This window comes from Lentibacillus kimchii (assembly GCF_042666895.1).
In the GTDB taxonomy this organism is placed as follows: domain Bacteria; phylum Bacillota; class Bacilli; order Bacillales; family Amphibacillaceae; genus Lentibacillus; species Lentibacillus kimchii.
Genome location: NZ_JBHTGR010000057.1, coordinates 157,839 through 180,649, shown reverse-complemented (window position 1 = coordinate 180,649; position 22,811 = coordinate 157,839). Strand labels below are relative to the sequence as shown.

Below are 22,811 nucleotides of genomic sequence, written 5' to 3'. Positions count from 1 at the left end.
TCCTATGCGATAACGTTTGATAACACACCATTGACGAATCTGCCGGAATTATCATCACCATATTTATGAGCAAGTTCGACCGCTTCATTAATGGCCACATTTTGCGGCACCTCATCCTGCCAGTCAAGTTCATAAACAGCAATTCGCAAAATCGTGCGTTCCACCGAGGCTATACGGTCGATGGTCCAATTTTCCAAATGCGTTATAATTGTGTTGTCAATTGCACTTTTATGTGCGGCTGCGCCTTTAACAAGATCCTGCAAATAAGGATCAATTTCAAGTGACTCAAGATAATCAGTCATAGCTTGTTCAGGGTTTTTGTCGTTTATATCCAGTTGAAATAGAATCTGCATTGCTTTTTCTCGTGCTGCATGCCGGTTCATCAGCCATAACTCCTTTAATTTATATCGTATTCAAATCATAACACGAACAGCTTTCTTAAAGCCAGACAGAGTATTATCCTATCAGAAGGCTGGTCATTTTACCAGACTTCACAAAAAAATAAGTCAAAAGATCATATCTTTTGACTTATTCCTGTTCGTCCGCACTTTCCATTTGTATGCCAACAACATGAACATTGATTTCAGCGATATCCAGATTCGTCATATTTTTTAATGTTTGACGAATGTTATCCTGAAGCTGTTTTGCCACATTTGGTATAGTGACACCAAAATTTAGGACGACGAACAAATCAATCAGAATGCCATTTTCAGTCAGATCAACTTTAACACCTTTACTATGCGCTTTTTTGCCAAACCGTTCCACAACATCAGTGGCAAAGTTACCGCGCATGGAAGATACCCCCGTTACCTCGGAGGCGGAAATCCCAGCGATTACTTCAATAACTTCCGGAGCGATCTCAACAACTCCCAAAGTTAAATCATCACTTACATTAACCAAAGGCTGTTCGCTCATCAGTCCTCATCCTTTTCTTTAATCGGATTTTCCTCAAGGAATCTCGTGTTAAAATCACCACTTATGAAAACGGGGTGTTCCATGATTTGATGATGGAATGGAATCGTTGTATCAACACCCTCAACAACAAACTCATCCAGTGAACGTCTCATCCGATCAATGGCCTCTGTACGTGTTTTGCCGTGTGTCACGAGCTTAGCAACCATTGAATCGTAAAAAGGCGGAATGCTGTAGCCCGTATAGGCTGCGGATTCAACTCTTACACCAAAACCGCCGGGTGGCAGATACAAGTCAATTTTACCTGGTGATGGCATGAAATTTTTAAATGGATTTTCCGCGTTAACCCGGCATTCCATAGCCCATCCTTCATACGTGATATCCTCCTGCGCAAAGGGGAGCGGTTCATTGTCAGCTACTCTTATCTGTTCTTTAACCAGATCAACCCCTGTTACCATCTCAGTGATCGGATGCTCAACCTGAATCCGAGTATTCATTTCCATAAAATAAAACGTCTCATCCGTCCGGTCAAAAATAAATTCAATTGTACCGGCACCAACATAATCAACAGCCTTTGCGGCCTTCACAGCAGCATCTCCCATTTTTTGGCGAATGGCAGGTGTGATCGCCGGTGATGGTGTCTCTTCAACCAATTTCTGCAGACGGCGCTGAATCGAACAATCACGCTCGCCAAGATGGATGACATGACCGTGTTTATCAGCCAAAACCTGAATCTCCACATGGCGAAAATCTTCAATATATTTCTCCAGATAAACCCCTGCGTTGCCAAAGGATTTTTCCGCTTCTTCCTGTGTAATGCGAATGCCATTCACAAGTTCTTCTTCAGTTCTCGCAACACGTATCCCTTTTCCGCCGCCTCCTGCTGTCGCTTTAATAACAACAGGATAACCAATTGTTTCGGCGACTGTTCTGGCTTCCTCTTCATTTTGAATAATACCTTCTGATCCTGGTACAATTGGGACATCAGCTGCCTTCATTGTTTCTCTGGCAACGTCTTTTACACCCATTTTTTGAATCGCTTCAGCAGATGGACCAATAAATGTAATATTGCATGCCTTGCAAATCTCAGCGAAATCAGCGTTTTCGGAAAGGAAGCCATAGCCTGGATGAATGGCATCAACTTCTGTCAGCGTAGCAACACTCATAATATTCGTCAAATTTAAGTAACTTTCAGAGGAAAGGGCTGGTCCAATACAATAAGCTTCGTCAGCCAGCTGCACGTGAAGCGCTTCTTGATCAGCTTCAGAATAAACCGCTACAGTGGTTATGTTCATTTCTTTACATGCCCGAATAATGCGAACCGCTATCTCTCCTCTATTCGCAATCAATACTTTTTTAATCAACTGAGACATCTCCTTACTTGGTCTTCACTCTGAACAATGGCTGCCCGTATTCAACCAGTTCACCATCATCCACAAGAATTTCGGTTATCTCACCGCTGACTTCCGCCTCGATTTCGTTGAATAGTTTCATGGCTTCAACGATACAAACAGTCGAATCATTTGCCACTTTCGTACCCTTTTTAACATAGGCATCACTTTCAGGTTCCGGTTTCGTGTAAAATGTACCAACCATTGGCGACACGATCTCATAATCAAAATCCGCTGCAGTTTGTGTCTCCGCATGAGCCTGATCGGTCTGCGAACTGCTTGTTGCTGGTGCAGCCTTAACTTCCGGCTCAGCTGCACTTACTGGTGCTTGCGATTCTGAAGTTGTACTGGCTGGGCTTACGTTTACAGCTGGCGGCATTTGTGCATTTGTCTTTTTCATCGTAACCGTTGTTCCGTCCGTTTCATAAGTGAATTCATCAATGGTTGATTGGTCAACAATTTTGACAAGTTCACGCAGTTCTTCAACTTTTAACATACAGGGCACTCCTTATTTACAGATTACTAATAGTGCGGATCGTTCCTTTTCATATTTTACGATAAATGGAATAAAAACTTCAAGTCGAGCAAGACACCATTTACGCAGATACTGCCTGAATTAATCATTCCCAGTATGAAGATTATACCAGTCATACGCTTATGATGCGACTATGGTGATGTGGTGGTGAAACAAAACAAAAACCGGAGGAAAAACCATCCGGTTCTCTTACATCGCTCTTTTAAGAATACAGAGACGTTTAATCTTCTGATGGCTGGACAACATCAACCGTTATCTCGCCGAATTCATCACGGACCATTTGCATAATATTCACAACTTCAGAATTACTTAACTGTTTGGTTTCTTTAACGCGAACATGGACCACATCATCGTCATGGCGCACAAGTACATCCTTATAGTCAGCTGCTGCGATAATGGAATTCTCTAAAATTGATTCCTTTTTCGATATCTCATTAAGCTGATTCATTTCATCCCTAGCCTTACTCTTTTCTTCAACGCTTGCCGTGCTGGAGGCTACTACGTCATCCAGCTGATCTTTCATTTCGCTCCGCTCATCCTGAATGTCCATACGGATGCTTGCGAACAACTGATCTTCACCTCTATTAGACATGTCCCCGACATCGGCTTCAGCTTCAGCATCCACTTCATCCTCATCTCCTTCATTTTTCGGTTTATCTGGAGATGATGCTTCATCGGATGATGCCTCCTCGGATGCCTTCTCATTCTGATCATTATAAGCCAGATCACCATCACTATCCGGCGACGTCATATAATAAACACTCAGGACGATCATCAAACTTAACATGGTCAAAAGCCAAACTGTCTGTTTTTTTAACATAATAATTCCCTCCTGTTATTTTGGCATGACAGATACTTTATGCGTTGCGACATCGAGAACACTGGAAATTGCGTCAACAACCCATTTCTCTACGGTGGCATGATCGACACCCTTTGCAACGATGAAAACCCCCCTTACATCTGGTTTTTCAGTCCGGACAAGCAGCGGCACTTCCTTATCACCACGGTTAATCAGCACCACTTCTGTTTCTTTTTGTGTATCTTCAATATCACGCGTTCCACCGTTTTCATCTGTTTCTTCAGTTACCTGCTGCCCGTTTATCAGATTTTTTTCAAATACTTTTACACTTGTTGAGTCGAGATTAACCATTACCTCTGTCTCTGAAACACCTTCAATTTGATTCAGCATGTGCTGCAAATCTTCCTCATAACTCTTTTCCACTTCATCCATTTCAGGTGAATCCGCTGCTTTATCCGATAGAGTTTCGTCTGCAGGCTGCTTGTCCGTCTCTTCCTGAACATCATCCATAGGCGTTTCCTGAGCTTCATCTGAAGACGAAAAGACATTGCCTATAATCAGCAGCAACAATCCAATTAAACCGATAATAAGAATATAGTTGAATTTTTTGGGCGGTTTGTCAGTTGAATCGGACGTCTGCAGCCACTTCTGTAAAAACTGTTTCAAGATGACCCCCCCTCCCCAATAATGGTGATTTTTTCTTTATCAATATCCCATACATTGTGCAGCAATTTTTTGATACCTTGTAAATCAATGGCGGCCTCATCTTTGTCACTTACACGATTTCCCTCTGAATCTATAACAATATCTTCAACAGCCTCCACCCCCTCCTCGTCCTGAGCTTTTTGTAATGTCACATCGACCTGCTCAAGGTGGTCGTTCAGATTTTCATATGTAAGATTCGTCTTCTGTGACATTTGCAGATCAATATCTGCTGCCTTTTGCTCATACTTCTGCTCCAGGGACTTGTTGGCCGTCTTTTTCAGTTGGACAGCCATCTCTTCTAAAATATATGCATGCTGGGAGTCTTGTATTTCATTTTTTTGTTTTTTAAGTAAATTTTCTGTCTCAGTTACCTGTTCCTGCTCTTCTTCAAGCTGCATGAAGGAACGCTCCAGAGTCTGTTTGACATCCATATCAAAAACATAAAACACAGGTTTTAAGAAGATGAGAATCAGAATCAGACCCACAGTCAATTTGACATATTTTTTCATTGATTTAGACGGAATCAGTAAATCAACAACCGATGCCAGCAGCAAAAATATGATGATCTGCGTGACCCATTCAATCAATACAGCCATTGCCTCACCCCTAACGCAAAAGAATGGTGATATTGCTTGCGATAACTAAAATGACAATTGATAAAAAGAACATTAAGGTGACTGCTAATAGACAGGCAAGAATTAACACAATGTATTTGCTGATAATATCGAGTGCTGTGATAACCGGACCATTTCCAACCGGCTGTAAAATGGCTGCTGCCAGCTTGTAAATCAGGGCAATTGTAAATATTTTAATAGCTGGGAATGCAGCAATTAAAATAATAATCACCACACCGACAATCCCGACAGCGTTCTTCAGCAATAATGAGGCACTTAAAATGGTATCAGCCGCATCTGTAAACGTTCGGCCAACAACAGGAATAAAGTTGCCGGTAACAAACTTAGTTGTTTTCATGGCCACACCATCCTGGACAGCACTGGTCGCACCCTGAACGGACATCACACCCATAAAAACCGTTAAGAAGATACCTAATGCACCTATCCCGACGTTTTTAAATAAATTAGCAAGTTTTGTAACTTTATAGGTGTCGCTCAAACTGCTTACGATCAATAAAAGAGCTGCTAGAAACAGTAAGGGCAGAATAAATTTGGAAACCAGAATACCGCTGGTGTTAATTAAAAAAATCACGATCGGGTGAAAAAAAGAAACGGTGATGACATTGCCCAGGGTGGCCATAATTCCCAAAACAAGCGGCAATAAAGCAATCATAAAACTGCTCATTGTCGAAATGGCGTCATTTGCATAAGAAACGGCTTGGTAAAAACTGTTCATAGCTAAATAAATGAGAACAATATAAACCACATAGTAGGCCACTTTGCTGACAGTGCTGTCTGCAAAAGCCGTTTGCATCGTTTGCAGGATAACGGAGAATAACGTCAGCACAAGCAGTGTTCCCAATAATTTTCCATTCAGAAGCAGTTCATGCCATAAATATTCAAACACCCCCCATAATACATTTTTAATCGAAAACGATCCGTTATCTTTTATGAACTCATAGATGCTCGTTTTCTCAAGTTCAGGAATATACCCGCCATAGTCATCAGCAAGTGTTTGCCAATAAGAGTCAACGCCATCAAGCGACATATCATCAAGAATCTGGTCTTCAGCCTTTTCCGGATCGGTATCCGTTTTATCCTGCGCAGCCGAAACGGTCCCATGACTCATCGTAAGTAACAGCAAGAGGAAGACAATGCCAGCAAATGGCTTACGTTGTATCACTTAGGGCATGACTCCTTTCCCGAACTGAATCTAAACCGAATTGACGAAGGTTAAAATAGCTTCAATGACCGCTTTAATAATGGGAACGGCTAATACTAATATAAAAATCTTCCCAGCAAGTTCAATTTTGGCTGCAACTGATTCAAGACCAGCATCTCTTGTAAGATTGGCGCCAATTTCAGTAATATAGGAGATTCCAATAATTTTTAAAATCGTGTCCATATACATGCCATCGACGTTCGCCTTAGATCCCAGTGACGTGATCATCTCAAAAATGATGCCAATTTGCTGCATGACAACCAAAAAAATCAAAATCGTCGTTATGAGAATTAAAATAAAAGCAAAAGAAGGATTGATTTCTTTTAAAACAACGTAAAGAAGACTGGCGATGATCCCAATCACAACGATTTGCACGATATCCATGAAGGCTACCCTTGGAAAAGAAAGACTGATTTAATCTGCTGAAAGAGATCGGAAATGCCGTCAATAACAATAACCAGTACAATGATAAAGCCGGCAAGCGTCGCAAATTGCGCAATTTCTTCTTTCCCCAGCTGCTTAAGTATTGTGTGAATGAGCGCAACAATAATCCCAATGCCGGCAATCTGAAACAGTATAGATGCATCCATCGCCATACGTGTACTCCTTTCCGTTGCCTAGATAAGCAGCAATACAATGAAAAGACCGCATAACAGACCTAGTGTTCGAGCCATTTTGCTGTATCTAAACTGTTGATCCCGGGCTTCATCAAGTTCCCGGTCCAGATGTTTAAGCGTCAGATAGATATGCTTTTGCTGCTGTTCAAAGTCGTGCTGCCCCAGCGTCCTGCCGAATTGTTTTAAAATTTCCCCTTCGCTGGAAGCAAACGCTGAACGCTTGATAAGGTCCTCGACATGCTTGTCCCAGATATCGTGCAAATCGGCATGCTGCCGCAAGGATGTTTCAATACCATCAAAAAATGAACCTGTCGGCTGTGGTATTTGAGTTGCAATGGTTGCAAATACATCCGGTAACGGTAACTGACTGTAAAGGATTTCGGCTTCAAGCATCTGCAAAGCGTTCTTCATTTGTCGAATGTCACGCGGTCTCTCATTCAGCCGTTTACTAATATCAAATCCAGCCAGTGTTGTCGTCCCTATGAAAAGAAGCGCGCCAATCCACTGCATCCGATACGCACCTCGATTTCTGCAAAAGATTCGTCTCATCCTGATTGTAGATTCGGTGGACATTACCCGGCCGTTTATGCCTGTCCAATATCACATAGCGTTCAAAAACATTCTGTCTAAACAATGGCTGTAACGACGGGCGCTTTTGCAAAGCCTCAAGTGAATTCCCATGAATGGTGCAGATAACAATAACCCCAGCATTCATAGCTTCCATTAAGGCCTGAACATCCGAGTCACGTCCGATCTCGTCCACAATAAGGACATCAGGAGACATCGAACGAATCATCATCATCATTCCTTCATCTTTCGGACAGGCATCCATTAAATCAGTTCGGGCACCTATATCATGCTGCGGAATCCCTTTTTTGGCACCTCCTATTTCCGACCTTTCATCGACAACGCCTACTTTATGGGCACCTGCTCCTTCCCAGCCTGTTCCAATCAAACGCGCCACATCACGAATTAACGTGGTTTTGCCTGTTTGTGGCGGTCCGATCAAAAGCGTGTTCAAGTAGTTCTCCTTATAGAGATAGGGGATGAGCGGCTGACCTGCACCCATTATTTGCTTGGCTATCCGAATATTAAAGAATGCTATGTGCTGGATTGCCTTAACATGCCCATGCAATGTATTGACTTTGCCGGATAACCCAACACGATGACCGCCTTCGATCGTGACATAGCCTTCGCGCAATTCATCTTCCATACGGTATAAAGAAAATTCACTCAGTTGGTTCAGCAAATAAATACTGTCTCTGCGATCAGGCTTAATATCAGACAGCCATTCGGTATGATCGTCAAAAATAAGTTCAACTGGTTGAGCAAGACGAAAGCGGATTTCCTGCATGCTGCCCCACCGATGTTGAAGTTTAGCCTTCATAGGAATACGAATTCTTTCGGGAAATAAACGCAAAATTTCGTCCATAACATGTCCTCACTTTTCGATAGCTTGTTATCAACTATATGTTTACAAGGCAAAATTATGACTTGCATAAACAATAAAAAAGCGATCCTGATAGACAGGACCGCTTTTAACGACTATTATTTTCATTTCTCATTAGCTCTTGATACATACTTACCTTCAGACGTATTAACCAGCAGTGTCTCGCCCTGATTAATAAAGAGGGGGACCTGGATAACGTAACCAGTTTCGAGCGTTGCCGGTTTCGAACCGCCGCTGGCTGTATCCCCCTTTAGTCCAGGTTCTGTTTCGGATACTGTTAATGCCACGTTTTTCGGAAGCTGAACACCGATCACATCTCCCTGGTACATGATGATCGACACTTCCATATTCTCTTTCATAAAGTTCAGTTCATGTTCGATTTGACTCGTTTGCAGATCCACTTGTTCGAATGTGTCAGTATCCATAAAGGCGTGTGTATCACCCGATGCATATAGATATTGCATTTTTCGGCTTTCTACGTGTGCCTGATTGACTTTTTCGCCAGCACGGAACGTTTTTTCCTGGATATTGCCAGTTCGCACATTTTTTAACTTGGACCGGACAAATGCAGCACCTTTTCCAGGCTTAACGTGCTGGAAATCAACAACCTGCCAGGCCTCACCATCAAGTTCAATGGTTAAGCCTGTTTTAAAATCATTAACTGAAACCATGTTACACACCTCCCTTAACCTATAACTGGACTAATTCTTTTTCAGCATTGGTCAGACGTTCATGACCGGTTTCTGTTATAACGATATCATCCTCAATACGGCAGCCACCCGTATTTGGAATGTAGATGCCAGGTTCTACGGTTACGACCATACCAGGTTCCAGTTTCATATCGGACCGGCTGGACAAGCTTGGACTTTCATGAACATCCATGCCGACGCCGTGCCCGGTTGAATGGCCAAAGTAATCGCCATAACCCTGTTCGTTTATATAGTCACGTGCTATGGCATCAGCTTCTTTTCCGGTTATCCCTGGCTTCAGACCTTTGACACCACGCTTTTGTGCCTCAAGCACCGTATTATAGATCTGCTTGAGCTCTGAACTAATTTCACCAACAGCAACCGTTCGGGTTGTATCTGAACAATAGCCGTTCAGAAGGGCACCATAATCCATCGTCACAAGTTCGCCGTTTTGAATCGTTTTATCTGATGCCACCCCATGCGGCAGCGCAGCACGATAGCCCGAAGCTACGATAATATCAAAACTGGATGATGTCGCCCCTTGCTGCCGCATAAAAAATTCAAGCTCATTGGAAATATCAATTTCTTTAACGCCTGGTTTTATATAGTCCTGAATATGCACAAACGCATCATCAGCTATCTTTGCGGCCTGTTTTAAGATGGTCAATTCATCATCTGATTTAATCCGGCGCAAATCCTCAACCAGTCCGCTCACAGGAACCAGTTCAGCCGTGAATATTTTCTTATACTGTTCATATTCCGAATAGGATGCATGATCCTTTTCAAACCCAACCCGTCCGACGTTCATTTGCTTCAATTGGTCATTAATTTCTTCATTCATCGACTGGGTATGTTTAACAACAGTGAAATGCGCTATTTGTTCCTTTGCCTGATCTATGTAACGGAAATCCGTAATAAACCGCGCATCGTTCTGACTGACGACAGCCGCACCTGATGTGCCCGTAAAACCGCTTATATATCTTCTATTGGCGGGGCTTGCAATCACAATTGCATCAAGCTGATTTTCTTCTAGTTTTTGACGAAGTCTGTTTAGCTTGCTCATCATTATCATTCCTTTCTATTCATTTTCCAGAAGAGCCCATGCTGCCAGACGATAACTATCCTTGCCAAAGCCAACAATCTGGCCGTAGCAGACGGCAGCAAGCATTGACTGGTGACGGAAGGCCTCCCGCTGATGCACATTCGTTATATGGACTTCAATAACCGGGATATCAATAGCTGCAATCGCATCACGCAGAGCGATACTCGTATGGGTGTAGGCACCTGGATTAAAAATAACGCCATCAAAGGCTGATGCATTGGCCTTATGCAGAGAATCAATTAATTCCCCTTCATGATTTGACTGAAAACAGTCCAATTCTCCTTCGTATTGCTGTACCAATTCTGTTAATTCCTTTTCAATGGACGCCAGTGTAACCTCTCCATAAATAGCTTTTTCCCGGCTACCCAGTAAATTAATATTAGGCCCGTTCAACAGTAAAAACCGTTGTTTCATTTAACACGCCTGCCTTCATCAAAATCAGATCAACATATTCAGTTTATCACAAATTCAGGTTTTTGAATAATACAACTCATAATGATAAGCCGTCACTCTGTTTGTTCTGTTTTGCTTTTTACAAAGGTATCATGATAATCATAAGATATGGAAAATCCAATAAACACTCCATATAAAATATACAGACAAATCGTTGAAACGATAGTGTCGGCGCTCAAATCCGTAACATAAGGTATGTTTGGAAAAATGGGTTTCAGAATATAAAATACGATAAACCACAGCACCACACCACAGAAAACGCCGATCCAAACCGAATTAATGGTTTTAAACGTGCCAAAATAGATTAATGCCACTAAAATGGAAATAATGCTAATCATTAAAATTGATATAACAGTGCCCAGCCAGCTGTCAACCCAGCCTGCTGCAGTCCATGAGCTCAGCAGATAATGCTTTGGAGCTATTTCTGAGAAGTTAAAATAGTATAAAATGACCCACATAACCCCACCGATTAAACCGCCGGCAAATCCTGTCTGCAGTGATCGGGTTAACACATTTGAACGGGACTCACGCTCAGTCTGATCAGACTTTTTTACCTGTCTTGGCATAACAACACCTCCAGTGATAGTGTTGCCCAAACGCGCGCGATTTCAATCACGCTAATTCCGTGCTTTTCGAGATTAGCCTATATGTGGTTTTTTACGCTTATTTTTAGTAAAATGCGTATAGAGAGAATTATGATTTAATAATGCATAATTTATACAAGAACGGAAACAATTAAAATAGCATTCGTTTTTTAATGCCGCATATGTTAAGTTCACTGTTTAAGTTTTTAGTATAATAAGACTAAAAAAAGGAGGACATCTCAGTGGCTAATCATAAAGGCTCCCTGGTTGTGTATGTGATAATTGGTCTAGCCGTTATCGGTGTTATTACCCAGCTTTTCAGCAACGCAGCCAGTTTTTTCACAACAGTCCTTACAATGGTTGGATTTGGGGTTGTTGTTTCCGGCCTGCTCTACTTCTTACTTTTCCGGAAAAAACAATCGTCCAACGATGCTAAAAAGTATAAACAAGCTGTGAAGCAATCAAAAGCCAAATATAGTCAGCAGCAGCAAACACCGCCAGCCACTTCCAAAGATTCACAGCGATTTGGCATAAAGAGGAAACCAACTAAACAAAAGTCACATTTACGTGTCATAGATGGCAGCAAATCAAAACGAAAAAATCGGGCCAGCTTTTAAAACTGGTCCGATTTTTAATCAGGCCAATAGGTTAAGAATTCATCGGCCCTTTCACGTCCGACCTTAACCAAATGATCTTTTGACGCATCTGTCAGAGAAAAATCAGTCGTCGCAACGTGATTCACTGGTATAAAAAGTATATTTTTTTTGTCGGTTTCTGAGATATAACGGGCATCATGCGCATTTAACATCGTCGAAAATAATGCTTGAAACATATCCAATGCATTTTTAACATCATGAGGTTCTTGCTGTCCTGGCTCATCACTTAATTTCATGCCTAAAATCGGTCGCTTATCCCGCCGCAGTTCATCCTGAAAAACCCATAACGGAAAATTGCTTAAAAGGCCGCCATCAACGATCAGACTTTTATTGTGCGTTTTCCCTGTTATTTTACTGGGTATAAAAAAATAAGGAAAACCCGCACTCATGCGCACTGCCTTTGAAATCGGAAAATTGGCTGGATTAATTCCATAAATGCGTTGCAGATCATCCGGAATAACAACAAGCTTTCCAATCGAAATATCGCTCGCCACTACTTTTAAATAGCCGGGTTTTAAATCGCCAAACGTGTAAACATTTTTTCTTGCAAGCAGCTGATAAATCCAATTTTCCAATTTTTCCCCTTTATTCAGACCAAGATGAAAGTAAAGATTCAGCCATTTCGAGAAGGGGATTAACGTCGTCCATTTAGGGGGATCTAACAGCTTGGCTGCATCCATTTCGCGAAGCCTGTCATCCATCTCCTGAATCTGGTAACCAGCTGCAATAAAGGCAGCTACAATGGCTCCAGCAGATGAACCAGCGACGCGTTCAAATGAATAATCATTCGCCGTTATTCGTTCCAATGCACCTAAGAAGGCATAGGCTTTAACTCCGCCGCCTGAAAAAACGCCATCAATTCTCATTTGTCTCTCTCCCGATTGGTCTTTATATAGTATATACTAAAAAACCGAACGGGGTGATTAAAACATTAATATGATGCATCATTTGTTTCAATATTTTTCAAGAGTTCCGTAACACGCTGATCGTCAGTCTCTAAATACTGCACCAGGTTCCCGATCCTGTCAAGGGAGTTCCAGCTGAGATGATGTTCAATTCCTTCCACATCATCATAAATTTTATCTTTATCAACACCAATAATTTCCAGAAATTCTTCCAGTAATTCATGGCGGTAAACCAATCGTTCCCCGAGTTTTTCACCTTTGGACGTTAAAACAAACCCTCTATATTTTTCATAATTCAAATAGCCATCCTTATCCAATTTTTGCACCATTTTTGTAACCGATGATGGATGCACCAGCAACGCTTCTGCTATATCAGATACCCGAGCATAGCCTTTTGTTTCCATTAAGTTATGAATTTGTTCAATATAATCTTCCATGCTCACTGTAGGCATCGAATCACTCACTTCTTTTCATAAATTTTTATCAGAGGCAACACTTTTTCTCTATTAATCAGGATACAGGATATGACTATGTATGGCAAGCCTGTTACTATGAAAATAGGAACCAGCTAAGAACTGGTCCCTTTTCATTGATCTTATAATCCGCATTTTAACTGGGCACCACAGCTTGTACATGTGTTGCAGCCGCCAATATCCTTAATACTTCCTTTTCGGCATATCGGACAAGTGTCACCGATATCCGATCCAATTGAAACATTCGTTTTGTCCAACTCTTCAATTGTATCCATCAGAACGACCTTCGATTTTTCTTCGTCAAAGAGTTCAGTTTGTTCACCTGAAGAGCTTTCTTCACCTTTCAGAGTCAGCACTTGTGTGTCACGACTGCCATCCACATAAACCGTTCCGCCTTTAGCACCGCCTTTATAAAGCCGGTGATAGACGCCTTCTACCTGATCAACGGTATAACCTCTTGGAGCATTAACGGTCTTGGAAATTGAACTGTCCACCCATTTCTGGATAACACACTGTGTATCCGCGTGTTCTTCCGGCGTCAAATCCATAGCTGATATAAACCATTGGGGCAGATGATCCGGATCCTGGTCAGGATGCTGGTCAAGATATTCCTGCACAATATCAGCATTAACCTCAATGAATTTTCCAAGACGTCCGCTTCGATAATAAGAAAAGGAAAAATAAGGCTCCAGTCCGGTGCTGACACCAGCCATTGTTCCAGTTGATCCTGTTGGCGCAACGGTTAACAAATGGGAATTACGGATCCCATATTCAAGAATGCCATTTCTAATATCAGCAGGCATGTCTTGCATATAGCCTGTATTAATAAAAGCTTTGCGCAAACGGTTTGTTTCTTCGTCCGTTTCACCTGTCAAAAATGGAAAACTTCCTTTTTCTTTGGCCAGTTCAATTGATTCGCGATAAGCTGTTTTCGCAATGGTTGCAAAAATGGCATCTATCAGCTGGTTACCCTCTTCAGAGCCATATTTTGTCTCACAATAAATCAATAAATCATGCAGTCCCATCACACCAAGTCCAACCCGGCGTTCGCCAAGTGCCTGTTTTTTATTTTCCTTAAGAAAATACGGTGTTGCATCAATCACATTATCCTGCATACGCACGCCTGTTTTGACTGTTTGCTCAAGTCTTCTATAATCAACTGTTTTCGCCTCTTTATCAACCATCTGGGCTAAGTTAACAGCTGCAAGGTTACAGACTGAGTAAGGTGCGAGTGGCTGTTCACCACACGGATTTGTTGCAACTACCTGATCACCATAGGCTGCTGCATTAGTCTTGTCGTTCGCATTATCGATAAAGAAAATGCCTGGCTCGGCGGCGTAAGTGGCGCAAATATTAATTAAATTCCACAGATCTCTTGCGTTTATACGGCGATAAACACGAACGCCATAGCCCATTTCCTTCCATTTACGAACATCACCAACCTCATGCCATTGTTCATTGTAAGCTTTCATTTCGTCACTTGTATAATTCTCGACATCGGGAAAACACAGTTCATAAACATCATCATTTTCAACAGCTTCCATGAAGTCCTGCGTGATACTCACCGAAATATTGGCGCCGGATAAAAACTCCGGGTTATGAACACTATACGTGCCGCCATTAGCCAGTTTTTGTTCCGCTTCACGCATGGCTTCCTGACTGAATCCACCCTGTCCCGGCATTGATCGGCAGTTAAGAATACCCTGATAAATATCAGCTTCTGTTTGTGTAAGCGGAGTGAACTGCAATTTTTCCGCGGCGCGATTTCGAATCTGTTCGTCTTCAGTATTTTCCAGTAAATATCTTAAAATGCGCGGATTCTGCATCTTGGAAATGATGAACTCAATAATATCGGGATGAGAATCAGCTAGCATAATCATTTGAGCCATTTTGTTGCGTCGATTCGCTGCATCAACTCTCCAGGTCACCCTGAAGTTCAGACCATATCTTACACATATAGTAATGTGTCCTCGCGCTTCGAAATCGCTTGATTTCTACTCTACTCGCTTACGTTAATACGTGCTTTCGATGGCCGTTGAACCTTCTTCCACTGGAAGCTTGGCTGCTGGTTGTCTTTGTCCGCTTGTTTGTTTTTTCGCTGTCACGCTTACCGTTTCCAGTTACGTTGTAGCCAACAAGCCATAAAAGAGTTTCCAGCAATTCACGAGGTTTAATTAGAGACGAGGCAACTCATTTTACCACGTCTGGATCCACCCTGTTCGACAAGATGAGTCAGCTTAGCGATATCATCGAGCCATGAGACCGATCCGGAAGATTTGCCATTGACTCCCCGGGCGAGTGTATTCCGTGGACGAAGTGTCGAACCGTTTGTCCCGACACCGCCGCCGCGTGACATGATTTCCATCACCTGTTTACGGTGTTCCGAAATACCCTCCCTTGAATCCTGAATATAGGGCATCACATAGCAATTGAAATACGTGACATCCGTATCTGCTCCAGCCCCATAAAGAACACGTCCTGCTGGAATGAAATTCATGCTGGTCAGTTCCTGTTTAAACTGTTCAAACCATTCCTGCTGTTTAGCCTGTGTTGTTTCCACGTTCGAAAGACCTGTCGCATTGCGCATAGCAATCTGTTCATAATAAACTTCCAAAGGCTTATCAATCACTTCGAGTGACCGTCTGACAATACCTGTGGCAGCTTCCTCTTCATCATCAAGCACAGAAACAAATTCTGAACCTATCTGGACCATAGCTGTTTGGTTGTCCCAGTTAACCGAATGAATAAATCCTAACCCCCGTGCCGGAAATTCAGGGTCGGATTTAACAGTTAATACGACAAAATCCCCTTCTTTAAGCGTCAGCTTTGCCGTATCTTTGAAAGCATACCGGTCAAGCATAACAAGCCGTGAAACACCTTTGTGTGTGAGCTTCATATCGCGGGTAATCGCATATACCTGCGGAAAACGTTTGATATCTTCATTCAGCATTCCCGTATCAATTTCGGCCCGGCTGTCGGCAGCTGTCGGCATAATGGATTTCACTCCTTCTTACTGTTATACTATAAATAAAGCATATCATCGAAACAATATCTAGTAAAGAAGATGTTTGAATGCTACGATATATGGTTTCTAAAAGCAAAAATAAGGTTATTTGTCAATCATGGAGGAAATAAACAGACGTTTTAAAAAAGAAAGTCTGAGCTCAAAAATTCTGTTAATCGAACCTGGACAGCCTTTTACAATAACAATACTTTGAAAAAAATAAGCATCCGCCATATAATAGCCAGGAGAGACTTTATGTAACAGGGGGATTCTTGGAATGGTGTTTTTAATCATACTCCTTGTAGCCATTTTTGCCTTTGGCTTGTTCCAATTTTTCAGACGGAAAACGTTTCTGAAAGTATTATCCGAACAACAATTCAAAGAAGGGTATCGAGTAGCACAGCTGATTGACGTTCGTGAACCAAACGAATTTGACAAAGGCCACATTCTTGGCGCCAGAAATATACCACTGACACAAATGAAACAACGGCTTATCGAAGTTCGAAAAGATAAACCAGTCTATGTATACTGCCAGGGAAGTTCGCGATCAGCAAGGGCTGCTCAGCTGCTTCACAAAAAAGGGTATGAAGATATCAGCCAGCTAAAAGGCGGCTTTAAGAAATGGACAGGGAAAGTGAAAACGAAAACCAAATATGACTAATTCATAAAACGTGACGAGGTTCCGAGTTCCCCGTCACGTTTTTTCATGCAGCACTGGTCCTATTAAGTTTTCTGATAACGCAAAATCGGTTTCCGGGCAGCGGTTGTTTCATCCATTCGCTTAACGGCCATCTCGTGCGGTGCTTCCTGAACTAATTCCGGATCGTCTTTGACTTCCTGCGAAATTTGTAACATCGCTTCAACAAAATCATCCAATGTTTCTTTTGATTCCGTTTCTGTTGGCTCTGTCATCATCGCTTCTTCGACGTTAAGCGGGAAATAGATGGTTGGCGGATGATGGCCGTAATCCAGCAGCCGTTTGGCAATATCCAGTGTCCGGACACCAAGCTGTTTCTGTTTTTTGCCCGATAGCACAAATTCGTGTTTGCAGTGCTGCGCATAAGGCAGTGCATATTCCGTTTCCAGCCGGCGCATCAAGTAGTTTGCATTCAGGACAGCATACTCACTGACCTTTTTCAAGCCTTCAGCGCCCATTGTACGAATGTAGGTATAAGCACGCAAATTAATGCCGAAATTGCCATAATAAGGTTTTATCCGGCCGATTGACTTCGGACGGTCGTGGTCAAACGTATAATAATCATCCGTTTTAATAAGAACCGGTTTTGGTAAATAAGGTTCGAACTCACTGGTTACGCCCACAGGTCCTGAACCGGGGCCGCCGCCGCCATGCGGTCCTGTGAATGTTTTGTGCAGATTCAGATGAACCACATCAAAACCCATATCCGCGGGTCTCGCATAGCCCATAATGGCATTTAGGTTTGCTCCGTCATAATAAAGTTTACCGCCAGCCTTATGGATAATATCTGCCATTTCCATAATGTCTGTTTCAAATAAGCCGAGCGTATTGGGATTGGTCAGCATAAATGCTGCTGTTTCGTCGTTAACCACTCGTTTTAAATCCTCAATATCTACCAGACCCTGTTCATTGGTTTTAACCGTAACAGCATCAAATCCAGCCACTGACACTGATGCAGGATTCGTACCATGTGCGGAGTCCGGAACGATCACTTTCGTACGCTTATAATCACCATTAGCTTCGTGGAATGCCCGGATCATCATCAGTCCGGTGAATTCACCTTGGGCACCAGCAGCTGACTGCAGTGAAAAAGCATGCATTCCTGTAATCTCGGCCAGCGACATCTGGAGATCATGCATCACCTCCAGAGCTCCCTGGACTGTGGACGGATCCTGCTGCGGATGAATGCTGCTGAAGCCCGGCAGTCTCGCTGCATCCTCATTAATTTTCGGATTATATTTCATCGTGCAGGAACCAAGCGGGTAAAAACCGGAATCGATTCCATAGTTGCGTTTAGAAAGCGCCGTATAATGCCGCATAATATCCAGTTCACTTACTTCGGGCAGGTCAGGTGCTTCCTGGCGGATATAAGCATCCGGGAATTCACTGTCCAAATCCACTTCCGGTACGTCCATTTCCGGCAGACTATACCCTGTTCGGCCTTCTTTACTCCGTTCAAAGATTAATGGAAAATCTGTTTTAGCCATGAATATCCCCCACTTCGTTCACAAATGTATCGATCTCTTCTTTTGTCCGGTTCTCAGTCACAGCCACCAGCATATGCTGGTTTAATTCTGGATAATCCTTGCCTAAGTCGTAGCCGCCAATAATACCATGCTGCAGCAGCTGATTATTAATAGCTGATACGTCACCTGGCACTCGGATCACCAATTCATTGAAAAATGGTCCGGAGAAAGCAACCGTCAAACCAGCAGCATTTAACTGTTGTTTAGCATAGCGGGCTTTTTGCATATTCAGGACGGCCATTTTCCTGAGCCCCTGTTTACCAATAGCACTTAGCGCCACAGAACTGGCCAGGGCGTTCAGTGCCTGATTGGAACAAATGTTGGAGGTGGCCTTATCTCTTCTTATATGCTGTTCTCTTGCCTGCAATGTCAGGACAAAACCGCGTTCACCGTCTTCATCAGTTGTCTGACCGACCAAGCGGCCGGGCACTTTTCGTTTTAGTTTATCCGTTGTCGCGAAATAGCCACAATGCGGTCCGCCAAATTGCGGCTGAATGCCAAATACTTGGGTATCGCCGACAACAATATCGGCGCCGAAATCGCCAGGCGGCGTTAAGTAGCCCAATGACAGCGGATTGCTGGATACGATAAACATTGCCTTGTTCACTTGACGAATCATGTGATTAATTTCTTCAAGCGGTTCAATTTGTCCGAAAAAGTTAGGATACTGAAAAGCGACCGCTGCCGTTTGGTCATCAATCGCGTTCTTTAACTGCTCCAGATCGGTCATGCCATTCCTGTGATCAATTTCAACAATATCAAGGTTCTGTCCTTTTGCATACGTTTGAATCACTTCCCGGTACTCGGGGTGGACTGTTTTAGAAAGAATGATTTTCTGGCGTTTTGTCTGCCCTGCAGATAATGTTACAGCTTCGGCCAGCGCTGTGCCGCCGTCATACATAGACGAGTTTGCGACTTCCATTCCGGTCAGTTCACATATCATAGATTGGTATTCAAAAATCGCCTGTAATTCACCTTGAGAAATTTCCGGCTGATAGGGTGTATATGCTGTATAAAACTCCGAACGGCTTATGACATGATCAACAACGGATGGAATAAAATGATCATAAACACCGGCACCGAGAAATGAACTGTAATCATTTAAATTAACATTGCGCTCCGCCATTCGTGTAAGATCTTTCATTAAAGCTGTTTCATCAGCTGGCTTTTTTAAATTCAGCTCGCCAGTAAACCGGACATTTTTCGGGATATCAGAAAAAAGCTCTTCAGCAGATGACACACCTATCGCAGCCAGCATTTCCTGTTTATCCGCTTCGGTCATTGGCAAATAACGAAATTCCATGACAAATTGTCCCCCTTATTAATCCCGTTTATAAAACGGTGTTTCCACAACGACTGCTTCTAATTGTTTTTTTCTCACTTCTATAGACACCACGGTTCCCAGGTCCGTATAGGCATGATTCACCAGTGCAAGTCCGATTCGTTTATGAAGAGTGGGTGACTGGGTTCCGGTTGTTACAAACCCGATCGCTTTATCACTATCGAAAACGCGGTAACCAGTACGCGGTATACCTTTATCAATCATTTCAAGACCGACAAGTTTCCGGTCCGGACCGTTATCCTTCTGACGTTTTAATACGTCTTTTCCAATGAACGCCGCTTCTTTTTTAACTTTAACCGCAAATGGCATGCCGGCTTCAACAGGTGTTATGTCTTCAGATAGCTCCTGACCGTATAAAGGCAATTTGGCTTCAAATCTTAATGTATCTCTTGCACCGAGACCAATCGGTTCGAGCCCATCTTCCCTGCCTTCTTCAAGAATCCGGTTCCATAAATCTCTTCCTTCAGCAGCATCCAGATATATTTCAAACCCATCTTCGCCTGTATAGCCTGTCCGCGACACGATTGCACTTGCTCCAACTGCTGTAAAGTGAACAGTATCTTCAAACCGAAAAGACTTTATGGCGCTTAAATCTGTATCAGTCAGCCGTTGTAAAATACGCTCGGCCTCCGGTCCCTGCAATGCCAGCTGTACATAGTTATCGGAAGAATCTTCAATCGTGACACCCGAGTCGTTATGGGATGTTAGCCAATTAAAATCCTTCTCCCTGTTGGCTGCATTAACCACGAGCATATAGAGATCTTCTTGCAGCTTATACACGATAAAGTCATCAATCGTGCCACCGTTTGTGTTACACATAAACGTATATTGACAGCGTTTTGGCGTTAACCTGGAAACGTCATTCGTCACCATTCTTTGCAAAAAATCTTCGCTGCCCATACCCTTAACCATGATTTCGCCCATATGGGACACATCAAACAATCCTGCTTTTGTCCGTGTTGTTTCATGTTCATGTTTGATGCCTGCAAATTGTACAGGCAAGTCCCACCCGCCAAAATCGATGGTTTTCGCTCCCCACTTCTCATATTCAGGATGCAGCGGTGTGCGTTTCAACTCAGTCATGCTTCTCACCTCATTTTTGAAAATTCGCTCAATTAGGGCGTAAAAATAGAGATTTTCCTGACTGGAAAATCTCTGTTCTTCAACCAGAAAGTTGCACATGGCTGTAAACGAATTCAAACCATGCTTGCTTCGTGGGTGGTTTACTTATGTAAACGCTCTCCAGAGCTGCGTCCTACAAGAGTCTTTTTTGCCTGAGAGATTCACACTGTGTGCGTGCTTGCTCCTTCGGCGTTACGGCAAGAACCCCGTAAGCTCTCCCCTTGTATTCATTCGCATTATGATATAGATTGTTTTGGTTATACTAAGTGCACAATGTCGCAAATCTCTATTTACTTGCATTATAGCACATGTATCTTCTCAACAGTAGGGCTAATCATAACTTAAATGCAACTAGGGGGCTGAAAAATAATGCAGACTGATATTCAATATGATTCGTCATTTATGGGTGAACTTATAAACCGTCTGGAATCAGAAGGGCCTTTTTCCTCATGGGAACTTTTCCAGATGAATTACCATGCAGCCCAGACGGCTATGATCCCCTCATTTAAAGGCCTAAAAGCGTTGGATTATTTACCACAAGTAACATTTCTGGATCACCAGGTATCATGTGCCAGAGATGTCATCGAAGAAATGAACGGCCGGGCTATTTTAGCTGATGAAGTAGGTTTGGGTAAAACCATAGAGGCTGGTCTGATATTGAAAGAATATATGCTCCGCGGCCTTGTCAAAAAGGCACTGATCATCGTTCCAGCTTCATTAGTCAATCAATGGTCCAGGGAACTGAATGAAAAATTCTATATTCCTGCAGTCACGTTCCAAAAAAGTCATCCATGGGACACGCATGATGTCATTATTACGTCAATCGACACAGCTAAACGTTCACCTCATCGCGAACAAATTCTCGAGCAGGATTATGATTTTCTCCTGGTCGATGAAGCTCACAAATTAAAAAACCATAAAACCAAAAACTTTGCATTTATAAAAGCTCTCAAGAAAAAATATTGCCTGCTGCTGACAGCCACCCCGGTACAAAACAAACTGGTGGAGATTTTTAATCTGGTATCTATTTTGAAACCAGGCCATCTGGGGAACTATGAGAGCTTTTTGGAACAATACGGACAAGACCGTCAAAACCTTAGCCAGGATGGTTATTTAAAGACACTGATTCAAAAAGTAATGGTGCGAAACACACGGAAGAATGCAGAATTGAATAACGTTAAACGCCATATTGAAACGGTCTGGGCTGATTTCACCGATGCCGAACGGGACGTTTATACGCAAGTCGAAAATGCAACTGAAACGCTGCCAGCTTTTGCGAGAATGACCTTGCTGCGAGAAATCTGTTCATCCCGTGAAGCCTGTTATTTATCGCTTAAAAAGATGATGACAGACGAAAACCAGGAATCGTTACTGCAACCTGTCTCAGAGGAAATTGAACAACTTCCCCAGCATGTCAAAGCTGCCAAAACGGTTGAATTAATCAGGCAAATCGGTGATGAAAAAATCATTATCTTCACAGAATACCGAGCAACGCAATTTTACCTGCAATGGTACCTGAATGAAAATGGCATTACCTCCGTTCCATATCGCGGCGGCTTTAAACGAGGCAAAAAAGACTGGATGAAGCAGCTGTTTGAGAATCATGCCCAAGTATTGATTGCCACGGAAGCTGGAGGAGAAGGGATTAACCTGCAATTCTGCAATTATATGATCAACTATGATCTCCCATGGAATCCCATGCGGCTGGAACAGCGAATAGGCAGAATTCATCGCTACGGTCAGGATAAAGACGTGCATATTTATAATTTGGCCATCCGGGACACATTGGAGGAACATATTATGACTCTTTTATATCAAAAAATTGACTTATTTGAACACCTGATCGGTCATTTGGACAGCATATTGGCTGAGCTGGATATTGGGAATCTGGAATCGGAACTTCAAACAATTTTCTCAGAGTCTGCATCGACTGGAGAAGCTAAGATCAAACTTGAAAATTTGTCTTCTGTTATCCAATCGACCGAGGATCAGGCTGCTGGAGGTGAACAATAG

General features: G+C 42.7%; 25 protein-coding genes, 1 pseudogene and 1 riboswitch. Of the genes and pseudogenes, 3 read left to right on the top strand and 23 right to left on the bottom strand.

The window, feature by feature from the left end:
* Window positions 1-2: 2 nt before the first annotated feature.
* From nusB to ACFQU8_RS13170, 16 genes are all read right to left on the bottom strand, one after another.
* On the bottom strand, window positions 3-383 hold the full coding sequence (nusB, locus tag ACFQU8_RS13245) for a transcription antitermination factor NusB (protein ID WP_382361132.1): 381 nt from the start codon (window positions 381-383) through the stop codon (window positions 3-5).
* Window positions 384-528: 145 nt separating this feature from the next.
* Window positions 529-915, bottom strand: coding sequence for an Asp23/Gls24 family envelope stress response protein (locus ACFQU8_RS13240; protein ID WP_382361129.1), 387 nt, complete (start codon window positions 913-915; stop codon window positions 529-531).
* Window positions 915-2,276: an acetyl-CoA carboxylase biotin carboxylase subunit gene (gene accC / locus ACFQU8_RS13235; RefSeq protein ID WP_382361126.1), complete on the bottom strand. Its 1,362-nt coding sequence runs from the start codon at window positions 2,274-2,276 to the stop codon at window positions 915-917. Before accC ends, ACFQU8_RS13240 begins: the two co-directional genes overlap by 1 nt.
* Window positions 2,277-2,289: 13 nt before the next feature.
* Complete coding sequence (gene accB / locus ACFQU8_RS13230) at window positions 2,290-2,799, bottom strand: acetyl-CoA carboxylase biotin carboxyl carrier protein (protein ID WP_382361123.1); 510 nt, start codon at window positions 2,797-2,799, stop codon at window positions 2,290-2,292.
* A gap of 259 nt (window positions 2,800-3,058) precedes the next feature.
* A complete protein-coding gene (locus ACFQU8_RS13225) occupies window positions 3,059-3,658 on the bottom strand; it encodes a SpoIIIAH-like family protein (protein ID WP_382361120.1) in 600 nt (199 codons plus the stop codon).
* A gap of 15 nt (window positions 3,659-3,673) precedes the next feature.
* The gene (gene spoIIIAG, locus ACFQU8_RS13220; protein WP_382361117.1) at window positions 3,674-4,303 is read right to left on the bottom strand and encodes a stage III sporulation protein AG; all 630 of its coding nucleotides are present in this window, start codon (window positions 4,301-4,303) and stop codon (window positions 3,674-3,676) included.
* Window positions 4,300-4,938, bottom strand: a complete 639-nt coding sequence (gene spoIIIAF, locus ACFQU8_RS13215; protein ID WP_382361114.1) for a stage III sporulation protein AF — start codon at window positions 4,936-4,938, stop codon at window positions 4,300-4,302. The genes spoIIIAG and spoIIIAF overlap by 4 nt, the downstream gene beginning before the upstream one ends.
* A gap of 10 nt (window positions 4,939-4,948) precedes the next feature.
* Window positions 4,949-6,136, bottom strand: a complete 1,188-nt coding sequence (gene spoIIIAE, locus ACFQU8_RS13210; RefSeq protein ID WP_382361698.1) for a stage III sporulation protein AE — start codon at window positions 6,134-6,136, stop codon at window positions 4,949-4,951.
* Window positions 6,137-6,169: 33 nt separating this feature from the next.
* Window positions 6,170-6,562 carry a stage III sporulation protein AD gene (spoIIIAD, locus tag ACFQU8_RS13205; RefSeq protein WP_382361111.1) on the bottom strand — a complete coding sequence of 131 codons (393 nt, stop codon included), beginning with the start codon at window positions 6,560-6,562 and terminating at the stop codon, window positions 6,170-6,172.
* 5 nt (window positions 6,563-6,567) lie between these two features.
* Entirely contained in the window at window positions 6,568-6,774 is a 207-nt protein-coding gene (spoIIIAC, locus tag ACFQU8_RS13200) for a stage III sporulation protein AC (RefSeq protein ID WP_382361108.1), read from the bottom strand.
* A 21-nt stretch (window positions 6,775-6,795) separates the two neighbouring features.
* Complete coding sequence (gene spoIIIAB / locus ACFQU8_RS13195; protein ID WP_382361105.1) at window positions 6,796-7,305, bottom strand: stage III sporulation protein SpoIIIAB; 510 nt, start codon at window positions 7,303-7,305, stop codon at window positions 6,796-6,798.
* The gene (spoIIIAA, locus tag ACFQU8_RS13190) at window positions 7,250-8,227 is read right to left on the bottom strand and encodes a stage III sporulation protein AA (RefSeq protein ID WP_382361102.1); all 978 of its coding nucleotides are present in this window, start codon (window positions 8,225-8,227) and stop codon (window positions 7,250-7,252) included. Before spoIIIAA ends, spoIIIAB begins: the two co-directional genes overlap by 56 nt.
* A gap of 122 nt (window positions 8,228-8,349) precedes the next feature.
* On the bottom strand, window positions 8,350-8,916 hold the full coding sequence (gene efp / locus ACFQU8_RS13185) for an elongation factor P (RefSeq protein ID WP_382361099.1): 567 nt from the start codon (window positions 8,914-8,916) through the stop codon (window positions 8,350-8,352).
* A 19-nt stretch (window positions 8,917-8,935) separates the two neighbouring features.
* Window positions 8,936-9,997 carry a M24 family metallopeptidase gene (locus tag ACFQU8_RS13180; protein WP_382361096.1) on the bottom strand — a complete coding sequence of 354 codons (1,062 nt, stop codon included), beginning with the start codon at window positions 9,995-9,997 and terminating at the stop codon, window positions 8,936-8,938.
* A gap of 15 nt (window positions 9,998-10,012) precedes the next feature.
* Window positions 10,013-10,450, bottom strand: a complete 438-nt coding sequence (aroQ, locus tag ACFQU8_RS13175) for a type II 3-dehydroquinate dehydratase (protein WP_382361093.1) — start codon at window positions 10,448-10,450, stop codon at window positions 10,013-10,015.
* Window positions 10,451-10,542: 92 nt separating this feature from the next.
* Window positions 10,543-11,055 carry a YqhR family membrane protein gene (locus ACFQU8_RS13170; RefSeq protein WP_382361090.1) on the bottom strand — a complete coding sequence of 171 codons (513 nt, stop codon included), beginning with the start codon at window positions 11,053-11,055 and terminating at the stop codon, window positions 10,543-10,545.
* A gap of 260 nt (window positions 11,056-11,315) precedes the next feature.
* On the opposite strand from ACFQU8_RS13170, the gene ACFQU8_RS13165 reads away from it, so the two are divergent.
* The gene (locus tag ACFQU8_RS13165; RefSeq protein ID WP_382361087.1) at window positions 11,316-11,690 is read left to right on the top strand and encodes an SA1362 family protein; all 375 of its coding nucleotides are present in this window, start codon (window positions 11,316-11,318) and stop codon (window positions 11,688-11,690) included.
* A gap of 14 nt (window positions 11,691-11,704) precedes the next feature.
* Here ACFQU8_RS13165 and ACFQU8_RS13160 read toward each other — a convergent pair whose 3' ends face one another.
* The 4 genes and pseudogenes from ACFQU8_RS13160 to ACFQU8_RS13145 form a co-directional block, all read right to left on the bottom strand.
* Window positions 11,705-12,595 (bottom strand): patatin-like phospholipase family protein, encoded by an 891-nt coding sequence (locus ACFQU8_RS13160; protein ID WP_382361084.1) that lies wholly within the window; start codon window positions 12,593-12,595, stop codon window positions 11,705-11,707.
* Between the two features lie 65 nt (window positions 12,596-12,660).
* Window positions 12,661-13,086: a transcriptional regulator MntR gene (mntR, locus tag ACFQU8_RS13155; protein WP_382361082.1), complete on the bottom strand. Its 426-nt coding sequence runs from the start codon at window positions 13,084-13,086 to the stop codon at window positions 12,661-12,663.
* A gap of 143 nt (window positions 13,087-13,229) precedes the next feature.
* On the bottom strand, window positions 13,230-15,065 hold the full coding sequence (locus ACFQU8_RS13150) for a vitamin B12-dependent ribonucleotide reductase (RefSeq protein ID WP_382361695.1): 1,836 nt from the start codon (window positions 15,063-15,065) through the stop codon (window positions 13,230-13,232).
* Window positions 15,066-15,280: 215 nt separating this feature from the next.
* Window positions 15,281-16,099: pseudogene (locus ACFQU8_RS13145) on the bottom strand (ribonucleotide reductase N-terminal alpha domain-containing protein); the annotation flags it as partial.
* A gap of 289 nt (window positions 16,100-16,388) precedes the next feature.
* Between ACFQU8_RS13145 and ACFQU8_RS13140 the strand changes: the two are divergent.
* Window positions 16,389-16,772, top strand: coding sequence for a rhodanese-like domain-containing protein (locus ACFQU8_RS13140; RefSeq protein WP_382361079.1), 384 nt, complete (start codon window positions 16,389-16,391; stop codon window positions 16,770-16,772).
* A 62-nt stretch (window positions 16,773-16,834) separates the two neighbouring features.
* Here ACFQU8_RS13140 and gcvPB read toward each other — a convergent pair whose 3' ends face one another.
* Genes gcvPB through gcvT form a run of 3 tightly spaced genes read right to left on the bottom strand, consistent with a single transcriptional unit; the run spans window position 16,835 to window position 20,759 of the window.
* A complete protein-coding gene (gene gcvPB, locus ACFQU8_RS13135) occupies window positions 16,835-18,295 on the bottom strand; it encodes an aminomethyl-transferring glycine dehydrogenase subunit GcvPB (protein WP_382361076.1) in 1,461 nt (486 codons plus the stop codon).
* Window positions 18,288-19,637, bottom strand: a complete 1,350-nt coding sequence (gene gcvPA / locus ACFQU8_RS13130; RefSeq protein WP_382361073.1) for an aminomethyl-transferring glycine dehydrogenase subunit GcvPA — start codon at window positions 19,635-19,637, stop codon at window positions 18,288-18,290. The genes gcvPB and gcvPA overlap by 8 nt, the downstream gene beginning before the upstream one ends.
* 18 nt (window positions 19,638-19,655) lie before the next feature.
* A complete protein-coding gene (gene gcvT, locus ACFQU8_RS13125) occupies window positions 19,656-20,759 on the bottom strand; it encodes a glycine cleavage system aminomethyltransferase GcvT (protein ID WP_382361070.1) in 1,104 nt (367 codons plus the stop codon).
* Between the two features lie 168 nt (window positions 20,760-20,927).
* Window positions 20,928-21,029: riboswitch (glycine riboswitch) on the bottom strand.
* Between the two features lie 138 nt (window positions 21,030-21,167).
* Here gcvT and ACFQU8_RS13120 point away from each other — a divergent pair.
* A complete protein-coding gene (locus tag ACFQU8_RS13120) occupies window positions 21,168-22,811 on the top strand; it encodes a DEAD/DEAH box helicase (protein WP_382361067.1) in 1,644 nt (547 codons plus the stop codon).

What these genes read in the sequence shown, in the direction of transcription:
- nusB (WP_382361132.1), bottom strand. Translation starts at nt 383, where the DNA reads ATGAACCGGCATGCAGCACGAGAAAAAGCAATGCAGATTCTATTTCAA.
- ACFQU8_RS13240 (WP_382361129.1), bottom strand. Translation starts at nt 915, where the DNA reads ATGAGCGAACAGCCTTTGGTTAATGTAAGTGATGATTTAACTTTGGGA.
- accB (WP_382361123.1), bottom strand. Translation starts at nt 2,799, where the DNA reads ATGTTAAAAGTTGAAGAACTGCGTGAACTTGTCAAAATTGTTGACCAA.
- ACFQU8_RS13225 (WP_382361120.1), bottom strand. Translation starts at nt 3,658, where the DNA reads ATGTTAAAAAAACAGACAGTTTGGCTTTTGACCATGTTAAGTTTGATG.
- spoIIIAF (WP_382361114.1), bottom strand. Translation starts at nt 4,938, where the DNA reads ATGGCTGTATTGATTGAATGGGTCACGCAGATCATCATATTTTTGCTG.
- spoIIIAD (WP_382361111.1), bottom strand. Translation starts at nt 6,562, where the DNA reads ATGGATATCGTGCAAATCGTTGTGATTGGGATCATCGCCAGTCTTCTT.
- spoIIIAC (WP_382361108.1), bottom strand. Translation starts at nt 6,774, where the DNA reads ATGGCGATGGATGCATCTATACTGTTTCAGATTGCCGGCATTGGGATT.
- spoIIIAB (WP_382361105.1), bottom strand. Translation starts at nt 7,305, where the DNA reads ATGCAGTGGATTGGCGCGCTTCTTTTCATAGGGACGACAACACTGGCT.
- spoIIIAA (WP_382361102.1), bottom strand. Translation starts at nt 8,227, where the DNA reads ATGGACGAAATTTTGCGTTTATTTCCCGAAAGAATTCGTATTCCTATG.
- efp (WP_382361099.1), bottom strand. Translation starts at nt 8,916, where the DNA reads ATGGTTTCAGTTAATGATTTTAAAACAGGCTTAACCATTGAACTTGAT.
- ACFQU8_RS13180 (WP_382361096.1), bottom strand. Translation starts at nt 9,997, where the DNA reads ATGAGCAAGCTAAACAGACTTCGTCAAAAACTAGAAGAAAATCAGCTT.
- aroQ (WP_382361093.1), bottom strand. Translation starts at nt 10,450, where the DNA reads ATGAAACAACGGTTTTTACTGTTGAACGGGCCTAATATTAATTTACTG.
- ACFQU8_RS13170 (WP_382361090.1), bottom strand. Translation starts at nt 11,055, where the DNA reads ATGCCAAGACAGGTAAAAAAGTCTGATCAGACTGAGCGTGAGTCCCGT.
- ACFQU8_RS13160 (WP_382361084.1), bottom strand. Translation starts at nt 12,595, where the DNA reads ATGAGAATTGATGGCGTTTTTTCAGGCGGCGGAGTTAAAGCCTATGCC.
- mntR (WP_382361082.1), bottom strand. Translation starts at nt 13,086, where the DNA reads ATGCCTACAGTGAGCATGGAAGATTATATTGAACAAATTCATAACTTA.
- ACFQU8_RS13140 (WP_382361079.1), top strand. Translation starts at nt 16,389, where the DNA reads ATGGTGTTTTTAATCATACTCCTTGTAGCCATTTTTGCCTTTGGCTTG.
- gcvPB (WP_382361076.1), bottom strand. Translation starts at nt 18,295, where the DNA reads ATGGCTAAAACAGATTTTCCATTAATCTTTGAACGGAGTAAAGAAGGC.
- gcvPA (WP_382361073.1), bottom strand. Translation starts at nt 19,637, where the DNA reads ATGGAATTTCGTTATTTGCCAATGACCGAAGCGGATAAACAGGAAATG.
- gcvT (WP_382361070.1), bottom strand. Translation starts at nt 20,759, where the DNA reads ATGACTGAGTTGAAACGCACACCGCTGCATCCTGAATATGAGAAGTGG.
- ACFQU8_RS13120 (WP_382361067.1), top strand. Translation starts at nt 21,168, where the DNA reads ATGCAGACTGATATTCAATATGATTCGTCATTTATGGGTGAACTTATA.